The organism is Bradyrhizobium embrapense (assembly GCF_001189235.2).
GTDB classification, from domain to species: domain Bacteria; phylum Pseudomonadota; class Alphaproteobacteria; order Rhizobiales; family Xanthobacteraceae; genus Bradyrhizobium; species Bradyrhizobium embrapense.
In genome coordinates, this window is record NZ_LFIP02000009.1 from 238440 (window position 1) to 250494 (window position 12055).

Below are 12055 nucleotides of genomic sequence, written 5' to 3' on the forward strand. Positions count from 1 at the left end.
GACTAATGCGCGTTGAGTTCACGTCGTGTCGTCATCGCGCCTTGGCTTTTTGCCTGAGCATGATCTTTCGAAAAGCGCTTCGCGCTCTTCCGGATCATGCTCCGGCGTTCGCGTGAACGGGGCATGCCATGGTCATGGCCAACAAAAAATCAGCAAAGACAGCGGCCAAGTTCAATTCCGAGATGTTCGCCGACGTTCCGGTTCTGCAACGCAAGTGGCAGGCCGCGGTTCGTCCAGGTGAGAAGCTGCCGCACTATGAGGACGTGATGCTCGGCAGTCTCGGCCGGCTCGCCGATCATATCGTGCTGCTGCGGAACGTCGACGGCGTACTGAGCGTCTCGCACACCGGCCGCTACGTCCAGACCTGGCTGAACGACGAGCGCTGGGACATTCCGCTCAGCGCGCTGCCGCCGGACTGCGCGACGGCGTTGTCCGAAGCCGCCGCGAATGCGCGCGAGAACTGCCGGCCCTATCTGGCGTCGGCGCATTGCGTGCGCGACGGCCTGGTGCGGACCTTCGACGTACTGGCGTTGCCGACGCGGTCGCGCTGGGGCGGCATCCTGGTCGGCGTCTATGTCAACGAGCGCAATGCACAGTACAGTCTTCTCGATACGATTTTCTCGGCCACCGACGAGGGCGTGCTGTCGCTCGCCGCGATCCGCGACGCGCGGGGCGAGCCGGCCGACTTCCAGATCGTGCATCTCAACCAGGGCGCCGCAAGGCTGCTGATGCAGCCTGCAACCGATTTGCTGTGGCGCCGGCTCAGCGCCGGCGGCAATCCGCTTGCGGCGCCGGCGGTGATGAATCGCCTGCGCGGCTTCGTCGGCGGCGGTCCCGGCGGCCAGTTCGAGATCGACAGCGGCGATCGCTGCCTGCGGCTCGGCGTCACGGCGTTCGGCGACATGCTGTCGCTGACCGTCTCCGACGTCACCGCGCTGAAGCAGCGCGAGCTGTCGTTCCGCCTGCTGTTCGAGAACAATCCGATGCCGATGTGGGTATTCGACGCCGGCACGATGGAATTCCTCAGCGTCAACGACGCTGCCGTTCAGCATTATGGGTACAGCCGGGAGAGATTTCTCGGCATGACGCTGCGCGAGATCTGGCCGGAGGACGAGTGGGGCGTGCACAGTGCCGCGTTGCGCGAGATCGGCGACGTCTATCAATCGAGCCGCGACTGGCGGCACATCAGGGCCGACGGCACCGAGATCCATGTGCTGACCTTCGGACGCAGGGTGGCGTTCGAGGGCCGTGACGGCTATCTGGTCGCAGTGGTCGACATCACCGAGCGCCGCGCCGCCGAAGCGCGGATCGCGCACATGGCGCACCATGACGGTCTCACCAACTTGCCGAACCGCGACTTCTACCAGGAGCACCTGCGCGAGGCGCTGGAGCGCGGCCTAAGCGGCAATAAGCCCGTCGCTGTGATGTGCATCGATCTCGATCTGTTCAAGAACGTCAACGACTCCTTCGGGCATCCGATGGGCGACCGGCTGCTCAAGCTGGTGGCGGAGCGGCTGCGCGAGGTGGTCCGCGACGACAATGTGGCGGCCCGCCTCGGCGGCGACGAGTTCGCGATCGTGCTTGCCGCCGACGTCTCGCCTAACGCGGCGAGCGGCTTTGCCGAACGGCTGATCGATGTGCTGAGCGCGCCCTACACGATCGACGGGCTCGAAGTCGTGGTCGGCGCCAGTGTCGGGATCGCGCTGTCGCCGGGCGACGGCACGACGTCGGAAGAACTGATGCGCAACGCCGACATGGCCTTGTATCGCGCCAAGTCCGAGGGCGGCGGTGTGCATCATTTCTTCGAGCCGGAGATGGATCAGCAGGCGCAGAAGCGACGCGACATGGAGCGCGATCTGCGCGCGGCCTTCAGCAACGGCGAATTCGAGCTGCACTACCAGCCGCTGGTCGATATCGCGGCCGACCGCATCTCGGGTTTCGAATCGCTGCTGCGGTGGCGGCATCCGCAGAAGGGCATGATCTCGCCCGCGGAGTTCATTCCGGTTGCCGAAGACATCGGCCTGATCGTCGCGCTCGGGGAATGGGTGTTGCGCGAAGCCTGCGCCGAGGCGATGAAGTGGCCTGCCGACGTGAAGGTCGCCGTCAATCTGTCACCGGTACAGTTCCGCAGCCGCAATCTGGTCCAGGCCGTGATCTCTGCACTGGCGCATTCCGGCCTGTCGGCGCGCCGGCTCGAGCTCGAGATCACCGAGTCGGTGTTCCTGGCGGAGACCGAGGCCAATCTCGCGATCCTGCATCAGCTGCGCGAGCTTGGCGTCAGCATCTCGATGGACGATTTCGGCACTGGCTATTCCAGCCTGAGCTATCTGCGCAGCTTCCCGTTCGACAAGATCAAGATCGACCGCTCCTTCGTGAAGGACCTGGCGCGGCGCTCCGACTGCCTGGCGATCGTGCGCGCGATCTCCGGCCTCGGCCGCAGCCTCAGGATCACCACGACCGCGGAAGGGGTCGAGACGACGGATCAGCTCGACTGGCTGCGCGCCGAAGGCTGCAACGAGGTACAGGGATTCCTGTTCAGCGCGGCGAGACCCGGGCACGAGATCGCGGCCTTGATAAGCGGCTTTGCGGAGCGTGCCTCGAAGGCGGCGTGAGCTCTGTCTGCTCGTCATGGCCGCGCTTGACCCGGCCATCCATCCTCTTGGAGAAAAATGATTCTTTGTTGATGGATTGCCGGGTCGAGCCCGGCAATGACGGGTCTACGGTTTCAGAACCGCGTCACGATATCCGACAGCGCCGGGCGCGGGCGATCCTCGCTCGGCCTGGTGGGCGTGCCGATATGAATGAGCCCGGCCAGCTTCTCGTCGGGCTTCAGGCCGAGGCCATCGAGCACGTCGCGGTCGAAGGCGAACCAGCCGGTCAGCCAGCAGGCGCCGTAGCCGAGCGCGGTGGCCGCGGTGACGATGTTCATCGCGCTGGCGCCGGCCGACAATTCCTGCTCCCAAGGTGGCACCTTCGGGTGCGGCTTGGTGAAGGAGACCACGCCGATCACCAGCGGCGCATCGGTCAGGCGCTTCTTCTCGACCTCGATATCGGAGGCGGGCGCGCCGGGATTCTTGCGGGCAAACACTTTGGCGATCACGTCGCCGGCGCGGGCGCGGGCCTCACCCTCGAACACGATGAAGCGCCACGGCGCCAGCTTGCCGTGGTCGGGCACGCGCGCGCCGATGGTCAGGATCGTCTCGAGCTCGGCCGCGGACGGGCCCGGGCCGGTCATCTCACGCGGTTTCATCGAGCGGCGTGTCTTCAGGAGTTCAATGGCGTCGGGCACGGACATGTCCTTCAAGTGGAGTCGTGCCCCCAAGATGGGGGCACGACCAAGCCAGCGAAAGCCGGTTTAGACCGATTGTGAAGATCAGGCGACGGATCGTGCCCGTTTCACGTCCGGCGGCGTTGCTTCATCCACCAGTGCGGCGATTGCCTCGTCGGTCGGCATCACGACCTGGCGTTCGCTGCCGAGGCGGCGGACCGAGACCGAATGGGTCTCGGCCTCCTTCTTGCCGACGACCAGCAGGGCCGGGATCTTGGCCAGCGAATGTTCGCGGACCTTGTAGTTGATCTTCTCGTTGCGCAGGTCGATCTCGACCCGCAAGCCTGCGCGGCGCGCCGCTGCCGCCACCACCTTGGCGTACTCGTCGCCCTCGGAGGTGATGGTCGTGACCACGAGCTGCGTCGGCGCCAGCCAAAGCGGGAAGTTGCCGGCATAGTGCTCGATCAGGATGCCGATGAAGCGCTCCATCGAGCCGCAGATCGCGCGGTGCACCATGACAGGTGCCTTCTTCGAGCCGTCGTGATCGATGTAGAACGCACCGAACCGCTCCGGCAGGTTGAAGTCGACCTGGGTCGTGCCGCACTGCCAGTCGCGGCCGATGGCGTCGCGCAGCACATATTCGAACTTCGGTCCGTAGAACGCACCTTCGCCCGGATTGATCTCGGTCCGGATCCGGTTGCTGCCCTTGGCCTTGATCTCCGACAGCACGGTCGCCATCACGCGCTCGGCATGATCCCACATCTCGTCGGTGCCGACCCGCTTCTCCGGCCGCGTCGAGAGTTTCACCGTGAGCTCGCCGTCGAAGCCGAAATCGGAATAGGTCGACAGGATCAGCTCGTTGATCTTGAGACACTCATCGGCGAGCTGCTCCTCGGTGCAGAACACATGGGCGTCGTCCTGGGTGAAGCCGCGCACCCGCATCAGGCCGTGCATCGCGCCCGACGGCTCGTAGCGGTGCACGACGCCGAACTCGGCGAGCCGCAACGGCAGGTCGCGGTAGCTCTTCAGCCCGTGCTTGAAGATCTGCACATGGCCCGGGCAGTTCATCGGCTTCAGCGCGAACCAGCGCTTGTCCTCGGCCTCGTCGCCGGCGGACTGCGCCGCGAACATGTTCTCGCGATACCAGTCCCAGTGGCCCGAGGTCTCCCACAGCACCTTGTCGAGGATCTGCGGCGCATTGACCTCGTTGTAGTCGCCGAGCAGCCGGCGCCGCATATAGGCGATCAGCTGCTGGAAGATGGTCCAGCCCTTGGGGTGCCAGAACACCACGCCGGGGCCTTCCTCCTGGAAGTGGAACAGGTCGAGTTCGCGGCCGAGCTTGCGGTGGTCGCGCTTCTCGGCTTCCTCGATCTGCTTGAGGTAGGCGTCGAGGTCTTCCTGCTTGGCGAATGCCGTGCCGTAGATGCGGGTGAGCATCGGATTGTTGGAATCGCCGCGCCAATAGGCGCCGGCCACCTTCATCAGCTTGAAGGCGCCTCCGACCTTGCCGGTCGAGGTCATGTGGGGGCCGCGGCAGAGATCGAACCAGTCGCCCTGGAAGTAGATCTTGATCGGCTCGTTGCCGGGAATCGCGTCGACCAGCTCGACCTTGAAGGCCTCGCCTTTTTCGCGGAACACCTGCTTTGTTTTTTCGCGATCCCAAACCTCTTTCGTAAAGGGTTTGTCGCGCGCGATGATCTCGCGCATCCGCTTCTCGATGGCGGCAAAATCTTCCGGGGTGAACGGCTCGTTGCGGAAGAAGTCGTAATAGAAGCCGTTCTCGATCACCGGGCCGATCGTGACCTGGGTGCCCGGCCACAGCGACTGCACGGCTTCGGCGAGCACATGGGCGGCATCGTGCCGGATCAGTTCCAGCGCGCGGGGGTCTTCACGGCCGATCAGCTCGATCTTTGCGTCGGCTTCGATCGGATCGTTGAGGTCGGCAAGCGTGCCGTCGAGCGCCATCGCGACGGTGCGCTTGGCCAGCGAGGGCGAAATGCCCCGGGCGATGTCGAGGCCGGTGGTCCCTTTCGGGAAATCGCGCCTCGCTCCGTCAGGGAAGGTGAGGGCGATCTTGTTCACGGGTTCTGCGGGCTTGAGGTTAGAGAGGCTGTACTGGAATCCGGACTCGGATTTGGGCGATTCTGCCATCGATGTCTCCTGTAGCTCACTCCTGCGAACGAGCGCAGGTAAGCGGAAAGCAGCGGTATAGCAGGGGATTTGACGCCTGCAATCCGGCAATATCAAGAAAATGGGCCGTCAGCCGCACCGAATTCAGGAGAACTCGCCTGCACGTGACGGCTCTGATCGTTGCGACGCTGCCGATCATCGTTTAACGTCGAATGTCGACTGTCCCGCCATCGCGCGCTCCGCAAGGTTCATGTTTTCCCGTCTCCTGCTTTTCGTGGCGTTGCTTCTGGTCCCGGGCATCTTGCGGGCGGAAGAAACACCGGTGGAGAAGGCCGGATTTGCGAAGAGGCTGACCATCTACCTCGCCAAGGGACCGCCGAATGCCTGCGGCGCCGGTTGCGATCGCTGGATCGCGATCGAAGGCGAGATCGATCGGAACGCCGCGGCGCGGATTCGCAGCTTCCTGCTTGCCGTCAAGGACCCGCAGCTTCCGATTTACGTTCATTCGCCGGGCGGAAACGTCGAGCAGTCCTACGCGATCGCGCGGTTTCTGCGTGCACGCAAGGCGATTGCCCGGGTCGGCCGCACCAGAGTGGGCGCCTGTTCCGCGGGCACTGAGATCGACGCCGCCTGCCAGAAGATCAAGGCTGCGAAAGGCGAGGTCGAGGCCGAACTCACCACGCGCAACGCGATGTGCGTTTCGGCCTGCGCCTATCTGTTCGTGGGCGCGACCGACCGCGAAGTGGCACCCGACTCGGTGCTCGCGGTACATAACTCCAGGCTGATGTTCGTGGTCCACGGCCATCCGCCGCCGCAGGTCGTCGCCGATTTCAGGCGGCGTGAGATGGTCAGCGCCGATCGCGACCGCAACCTGTTCCTCGCGGCAATGGGGATCAGCCATGAGCTCAGCGAGCTGATCCGGACCGTGAAGTTCGAGAATCTGCACGTGCTGACGCGGCCGGAGCTCTATCGATTCGGAATCGATACGCGACCGCTGCCGGAAACGATGTGGGCGGTGGAGAAGGAAACGCGGCCCTACGTCCGCAAGATCGCGCAGCAGAAGAAGGGCGACGGCAGCTCGTTCCGCATGATGGAGTGGCGCCTGTTCTGTGAGAACAAGGATCGCGGACGGCTGATGTTCGTGCGCGAGTTCGACGAGGGCGCCGCCGGCAAGAGCATGGTGGTGATGATGGCCGGCGCCACCCGAACCGTCGCGTTCGGCAGGTTGCCGGCGCGGTTCGGCAAATACGAGGTCTGGAGCGACCCGGTGAGTTCGGACATCGTCAAGGCGATGTTGGCGGTTCCGCATCTGCAGATCGGCGAAAGCACGCCGTCGTCGGACGGCAAGGCGGATCGCAAGTCCGACCCCAAGTCCGATGCCAAGGCGGACGTGAAGTCCGACATCAAGCCGGGCTTCACGACATTCGATATCGACACGACCGGGCTGGAGCAGGGCTGGACGCAGCTGCTGGCGTCGTGCCCGGCGACGAGCGTTGGACCGAAGCCGGCGACCCCGCTGCCGGCCGCGGTGTCGCCGAGCGTCAACGCGGTGCCGGCCGCATCGCCGGCGCCGTGAGCGCAAGCGGTACCATCCGATCACGTGCCATCGATCAGGTGCCATGCATTTAGATGCAGTTGCATTGATTTCGAGGTCTGCTATCAACGCGGCGTGAAACGCTTCGCTCCCACCGCATTGATGCTCGGCAATATCGTCACCGGCTGCTCGGTGCTGGCGCCGGCCGGCATGCTGGCGAAGCTGTCTGATGGCCTCGGTGTCACGATTCACACCGCGGGTCTGCTGATCACCTTCGGCGCGATCGTGCTGTGTGTCGGCTCGCCGCTGACGGCGTGGCTGACCAGCCGGTTCGAACGGCGCGCGCTGCTGACGACTACGCTTCTGGTGCTGGCGCTGACCAACGCGGCATCTGCTTTCGCGCCGGACTACGACAATCTTCTGATCATCCGCCTGGTGATGCTCGCGGTTGGTGTCCTCTACACGCCACAGGCGGCCGGCACCGCGGCGCTGATCGTGCCGGTGGAGAAGCGCGGCAGCACGATCGCCTATATCTTCCTCGGCTGGTCGCTCGCCGCTGCGATCGGGCTGCCGTTGATCACCTTCATCGCAAGCCGTTACGGTTTTCGCACGACTTACGGGGTGATCGCGCTGACCGGGCTCGTGAGCTGCCTGCTGCTGTGGTGGCGGCTGCCCGGCGGACTGCATGGTGCGCCGGTCGACTTGAGGACCTGGGCCGATCTCGGCCGCAATCCGACCGTCATCCTGCTGCTGTCGATCACGGCGTTGCAGATGTCCGGCCAGTTCGTGGTGTTCACCTTCATGGGGCCGCTGCTCGGCAAATTGACCGGCGCCGATGCCGACGCCGTCGGCATCGTGTTCGCGCTGTACGGCATCTTCGGGTTCGTCGGCATTGCGATCGCGACCCGCATCGTGGATTCCTGGGGCGCCTGGAATACGTCGGTGCTGTTCACGGTGCTGCTGCTCGCCGGCGTGGCCGGCTGGGCCGTGAGCGCCGGCGCCTACGCATTGATGGCCGCCTCGGTTGCGGTGTGGGGCCTCGGCTTTGCGTCGACCAATTCGATGCAGCAGGTGCGCCTGGTCGGCGCGGCGCCGGCGCTCGCGTCGGCGTCGGTCTCGCTCAATACCTCGGTGCTGTATGTCGGCCAGGCCATCGGCTCCGCGATCGGCGGATTGCTGTTCGCGCGCGAATGGCTCTTTAGCGCGGGCTATGTGGCCACGGCCTTCGTCGCGGCGGCGCTCGCGGTCGTTGTCATGACCCGACCGCGACGGACCGCGCGCACTGCCGCAGCCGAGTGAGCCTTGCGCTTGGCGCGCGCGAGAGCGTTTTAGAGCAAAGTGAGGACTGGTCCACGTGAGGCGCGCCGCGCGTCACCACTTCACGCTCTGGCTGGGCACGATGAATGCGGTCGTGCTCGGCTTGTTCGGATTGTGGGTGAAGTAGCCGTAGGCAGCAACGATCACGACGAGCAGGGCGAGCACGGCCAGCAAATCGATCTGCCGGGGATCGTGCCCGTTGTGGCTGAGTTTCCAGCGCATTGTTGTTTCCTCCCCAAGGGGATCCCAAGGGATCCCATGCGGGTAATGAAATAATGCGTCAACGATCGCCACAGTTCCGCGGGAACAGCCATGCGCGTGGCGTTTGGGAGCGCTGCAGCAGATCAAGCGTCGTTGACGCCGCGTCAACCCTCGTTGACGCCGCGCCAGCGGCCGTAGCGCCAGGGTAGATACCAGCGTGCCCCGAGCGGCTCCGTCTGCGGGACATTGTCGATGCCGGAGGTTCCCCAGGGCTGGCAGCGCAGCAATCTTGCCAGCGTCATCCATCCGCCGGCCCAGAGTCCGAAGCGCTCGATCGCCTCATCGCCATAGACCGAGCAGGTCGGCAGATGCCGGCAGTTGTAGCCGACCAGCGGCGACAGCGTGTGCCGATAGATCCAGATCAAGGCGCGGCCGAAATTGCGCGGCATGCGGCGCATGGCGCTGGCACAGTCCGTGCATTGCGGATGGTGCGGCGTTGAATGATCTGTCGATGGCATACGCAAGTATGTACGTAATCTTGCGGGGGTTCCAAGCGAAGGAACTGTTCAATTGCAGATATTTGCGCCACAGTTCACCGTTATCGCACAGCGCTGGTCGCGGTGCAGCAAGGGTCCTATGGACGGTCCAGGTCAGCAACGCTACCGTTCCCATGACGCGCCGATGACAGACTCGTGGCGCATTGCCATGGGGCCAATTGCCACCGCTCGCATCACCAAGGGCTTGGGGGAAGGAACCAAATTGAGGCTCGTCAGGTCGCTCTCGTTGCGCAGTTGGGTGCTCACCAGCGCCGTTGCTCTTTGCTTCGCGGTTTCCGGCACCGTCACATGGGCGGGTAACTCCACGCAGACCAGCTCGGCCCTCGAAGAACGCAAGCTGCCGATGAAGTTCAGCTGGATCGCATGCCAGCCGAATTGCCGTGGCTGGGTGTCGGCGGTCGGTATCATCACGGCCGACAGCCCCAAGGAATTCGACGAGTTCGCGCGCAGCCGCCAGCTTGCCGGCGCCACTATCGTGCTCGACTCCAGCGGCGGCTCGGTCAACGACGCGATCGCGCTCGGCCGCCGCTTCCGCGGTCTCGGCGCGCTGACCACAGTCGGTACCAGCGTCGTCAATCAGGCCGCGCAAGGCGATCGCGCCAGCGTGCTGCCGGACGCCTATTGCGAGTCGATGTGCGTGTTCCTGCTGTTGTCGGGCAAGACGCGTTATGTGCCACCGGCCGCGCACATCCGGGTGCATCAGATCTGGATGGGCGATCGCGCCGACGACGCCAAGGCCGCCAGCTACACCGCGCAGGACCTGATGATCGTCGAGCGCGATATCGGCCGTCTTGCCAAATACACCTTCGATATGGGTGGCGCAGGCGAGCTGTTGTCGCTCGCACTCAGCGTGCCGCCGTGGGAAGACCTGCACGAATTGTCGGCGGCCGAGTTGCGGGTGACCAACCTCGTCACCACGGATGCGGTTGCCGACGTGCTGCCGCATCAGGACAACGCAATCCCCGTCGCCGAGGCCAAGCCCAAGAACGGCGATCGCTTCGTGAGTAGCGCGATGGAAGGTGAGGCGCTGCCGCAGGCCGCGAAGGCGACCAAGACCGCCGAAGCCGTGGTGCCGACCGGCGGCACCGCCGCGCCGGCGCCGATCCAGCCGTCGCAATAAGGTTTGCAGCCGGGGCTTACGCCGGCTGCTTTGCCTTGGCCTCGATCTGGCCGATCGCATCGACCACGGCATCGAAGGTCAACAGGGTGGAGGCGTGGCGGGCCTTGTAGTCGCGCACCGGCTCGAGCAGTGCGATGTCGGCCCATTTGCCGCCCTGCGGAGGCTGACCGTTTTCCTTCAGCATCTTGCGGACGGTCTCGCGCAATTCGCGCAGCTCGTCGGCGGTCGATCCCACCACATGGCTCGCCATGATCGAGGAGGAGGCCTGGCCGAGCGCGCAGGCCTTCACGTCATGGGCGAAGTCCGTCACCACGGGGCCGTCCATCTTGAGGTCGACCTTGACGGTCGAACCGCACAATTTCGAATGGGCGGTGGCACTGGCGTCCGGCTCGGCCAGTCGTCCGAGGCGCGGAATATTGCCGGCCAACTCGATGATCCGCTTGTTATAAATGTCGTTCAGCATGGGGACAGATGCCTGGTTCCGGCTACGCCGGGCGCTCTTGGCGGCTGGGTCTCACCGTCCTATATATGAACGGCATCGTCCGAAACATAGCCCGGCTATGCTTCCACCGCGGGCCACTTGCGCCGCGGCGGTGCTACAAAAATGGGACTCAGGCGCCCGGCGGTTCGACGATCCGCCCCGTCTGCCCGGTGACACATCCGGCCCAAAGGCAAATGCCTGGCCGGTCGAACGGAGAAGACATGGACGCCTTGATCAAGCCGATTCGCCCCAACAAGCCAACCGACGCCAAGACCGAGCTCGACCCTTCCGAGTTCATGGGCGCCGCCGTTCGAGCCGACCAGCCACGTCCGTCGCGGGCCGAAGCTGAGGCGGCCGTCAAGACGCTGCTCGGCTATATCGGCGAGAATCCGCTCCGCGAGGGCCTGCTCGATACGCCGCGCCGCGTCGTCGAGGCTTATGACGAGCTCTATCAGGGCTATCATCAGGCCCCTGCGGAGGTGCTGAACCGTACCTTCGGCGAGACCGCCGGCTACGACGATTTCGTTTTGGTCCGCGACATTGAATTCACCTCGCAGTGCGAGCATCACATGATGCCGTTCTACGGCAAGGCGCATATCGCCTACACGCCGGTGGAGCGCGTCGTGGGTCTCTCCAAGCTGGCGCGGCTGACCGATATCTTTGCCCGCCGCCTGCAGACCCAGGAACATCTCACCGCGCAGGTCGCGGCCGCGATCGACGAGGTGCTGAAGCCGCGCGGCGTTGCCGTGCTGATCGAGGCGGAGCATACCTGCATGTCGGTGCGCGGCGTCGCCAAGCATGGTGCCTCGACCTTCACCAGCCGCTTCACCGGCATGTTCCGCGACAATCCGGCGGAGCAGCAGCGTTTCCTGTCCCTGGTGCGAGGACCGAACCGGTAATCTCGCATTTGTCCAAGCGAGGTTTTTCGTGTCCGCACCGACCCACGATCACGACCGCGAAGAGGGGCTGGCCTTCCAGCCCAGATTCGATGCGGCAGGTCTTGTGACCTGCGTCGCGACCGATGCTGCGACCGGTGACGTGCTGATGGTCGCGCATATGAACGACGAAGCCCTGCGCAAGACGATCGCGACCGGCGAGGGCTGGTACTTCAGCCGCTCGCGCAACGCGCTGTGGCGCAAGGGCGAGAGCTCGGGCCAGACCCAGCGCGTGGTCGAGATCCGGATGGATTGCGATCAGGACGCGGTGTGGATCAAGGTCGAGCAGATCGGCGCCGCCTGCCACACCGGACGGCGTTCCTGCTTCTATCGCGCCGTGAAGGACGAGGGCGGTCATGTCAGCCTGTCTTTCGTCGACGCCGAGCGGCTGTTCGATCCGGCGCAGGTCTATCGCAAATAACGGGTCTTGCTGGATCTTAACGCGCCGTTAACCATAATTGCGGCAGTTTGACGGGACATGGGCGCCGATTGCCGGCGCCCGGCAAGGCACC

At 64.7% G+C, this 12055-nt stretch carries 12 protein-coding genes; 6 read left to right on the top strand and 6 right to left on the bottom strand.

Going from position 1 to position 12055, the window contains the following annotated elements:
• Window positions 1–128 precede the first annotated feature (128 nt).
• Window positions 129–2612 carry a putative bifunctional diguanylate cyclase/phosphodiesterase gene (locus AKN83_RS31030; RefSeq protein ID WP_063695613.1) on the top strand — a complete coding sequence of 828 codons (2484 nt, stop codon included), beginning with the start codon at window positions 129–131 and terminating at the stop codon, window positions 2610–2612.
• A gap of 113 nt (window positions 2613–2725) precedes the next feature.
• Here AKN83_RS31030 and AKN83_RS31035 read toward each other — a convergent pair whose 3' ends face one another.
• On the bottom strand, window positions 2726–3289 hold the full coding sequence (locus AKN83_RS31035; RefSeq protein ID WP_050402870.1) for a nitroreductase family protein: 564 nt from the start codon (window positions 3287–3289) through the stop codon (window positions 2726–2728).
• 84 nt (window positions 3290–3373) lie between these two features.
• Entirely contained in the window at window positions 3374–5419 is a 2046-nt protein-coding gene (gene thrS, locus AKN83_RS31040) for a threonine--tRNA ligase (protein ID WP_050402842.1), read from the bottom strand.
• A gap of 229 nt (window positions 5420–5648) precedes the next feature.
• On the opposite strand from thrS, the gene AKN83_RS31045 reads away from it, so the two are divergent.
• Both AKN83_RS31045 and AKN83_RS31050 read left to right on the top strand, forming a co-directional pair.
• On the top strand, window positions 5649–6974 hold the full coding sequence (locus AKN83_RS31045) for a COG3904 family protein (protein WP_050402841.1): 1326 nt from the start codon (window positions 5649–5651) through the stop codon (window positions 6972–6974).
• A 120-nt stretch (window positions 6975–7094) separates the two neighbouring features.
• Window positions 7095–8231: an MFS transporter gene (locus tag AKN83_RS31050; protein ID WP_050402840.1), complete on the top strand. Its 1137-nt coding sequence runs from the start codon at window positions 7095–7097 to the stop codon at window positions 8229–8231.
• Between the two features lie 72 nt (window positions 8232–8303).
• On the opposite strand, the gene AKN83_RS40755 is transcribed toward AKN83_RS31050, so the two are convergent.
• The 3 genes from AKN83_RS40755 to AKN83_RS41475 all read right to left on the bottom strand — a co-directional run bounded on the left by AKN83_RS40755 (window position 8304) and on the right by AKN83_RS41475 (window position 9418).
• On the bottom strand, window positions 8304–8471 hold the full coding sequence (locus AKN83_RS40755; RefSeq protein WP_172803646.1) for a hypothetical protein: 168 nt from the start codon (window positions 8469–8471) through the stop codon (window positions 8304–8306).
• 143 nt (window positions 8472–8614) lie between these two features.
• Window positions 8615–8908 carry a membrane protein insertion efficiency factor YidD gene (gene yidD / locus AKN83_RS31055; protein ID WP_050402839.1) on the bottom strand — a complete coding sequence of 98 codons (294 nt, stop codon included), beginning with the start codon at window positions 8906–8908 and terminating at the stop codon, window positions 8615–8617.
• Between the two features lie 201 nt (window positions 8909–9109).
• On the bottom strand, window positions 9110–9418 hold the full coding sequence (locus AKN83_RS41475; RefSeq protein WP_244522175.1) for a hypothetical protein: 309 nt from the start codon (window positions 9416–9418) through the stop codon (window positions 9110–9112).
• On the opposite strand from AKN83_RS41475, the gene AKN83_RS31060 reads away from it, so the two are divergent.
• Window positions 9351–10127, top strand: a complete 777-nt coding sequence (locus AKN83_RS31060) for a COG3904 family protein (protein WP_244522168.1) — start codon at window positions 9351–9353, stop codon at window positions 10125–10127. The genes AKN83_RS41475 and AKN83_RS31060 overlap by 68 nt on opposite strands.
• A gap of 16 nt (window positions 10128–10143) precedes the next feature.
• Here the strand turns inward: AKN83_RS31060 and AKN83_RS31065 are convergent, their stop codons facing one another.
• On the bottom strand, window positions 10144–10590 hold the full coding sequence (locus AKN83_RS31065) for an iron-sulfur cluster assembly scaffold protein (RefSeq protein ID WP_029080129.1): 447 nt from the start codon (window positions 10588–10590) through the stop codon (window positions 10144–10146).
• A 239-nt stretch (window positions 10591–10829) separates the two neighbouring features.
• On the opposite strand from AKN83_RS31065, the gene folE reads away from it, so the two are divergent.
• The gene (gene folE, locus AKN83_RS31070; protein WP_050402838.1) at window positions 10830–11507 is read left to right on the top strand and encodes a GTP cyclohydrolase I FolE; all 678 of its coding nucleotides are present in this window, start codon (window positions 10830–10832) and stop codon (window positions 11505–11507) included.
• A 28-nt stretch (window positions 11508–11535) separates the two neighbouring features.
• The gene (hisI, locus tag AKN83_RS31075; RefSeq protein ID WP_050402837.1) at window positions 11536–11964 is read left to right on the top strand and encodes a phosphoribosyl-AMP cyclohydrolase; all 429 of its coding nucleotides are present in this window, start codon (window positions 11536–11538) and stop codon (window positions 11962–11964) included.
• Window positions 11965–12055 lie beyond the last annotated feature (91 nt).

Excerpts from the sequence above, each read along its gene's own strand:
- AKN83_RS31045 (WP_050402841.1), top strand. The coding sequence starts at position 5,649 with ATGTTTTCCCGTCTCCTGCTTTTCGTGGCGTTGCTTCTGGTCCCGGGC.
- thrS (WP_050402842.1), bottom strand. The coding sequence starts at position 5,419 with ATGGCAGAATCGCCCAAATCCGAGTCCGGATTCCAGTACAGCCTCTCT.
- AKN83_RS31060 (WP_244522168.1), top strand. The coding sequence starts at position 9,351 with ATGAAGTTCAGCTGGATCGCATGCCAGCCGAATTGCCGTGGCTGGGTG.
- AKN83_RS31030 (WP_063695613.1), top strand. The coding sequence starts at position 129 with ATGGTCATGGCCAACAAAAAATCAGCAAAGACAGCGGCCAAGTTCAAT.
- AKN83_RS31065 (WP_029080129.1), bottom strand. The coding sequence starts at position 10,590 with ATGCTGAACGACATTTATAACAAGCGGATCATCGAGTTGGCCGGCAAT.
- folE (WP_050402838.1), top strand. The coding sequence starts at position 10,830 with ATGGACGCCTTGATCAAGCCGATTCGCCCCAACAAGCCAACCGACGCC.
- AKN83_RS40755 (WP_172803646.1), bottom strand. The coding sequence starts at position 8,471 with ATGCGCTGGAAACTCAGCCACAACGGGCACGATCCCCGGCAGATCGAT.
- AKN83_RS31050 (WP_050402840.1), top strand. The coding sequence starts at position 7,095 with ATGCTCGGCAATATCGTCACCGGCTGCTCGGTGCTGGCGCCGGCCGGC.
- yidD (WP_050402839.1), bottom strand. The coding sequence starts at position 8,908 with ATGCGCCGCATGCCGCGCAATTTCGGCCGCGCCTTGATCTGGATCTAT.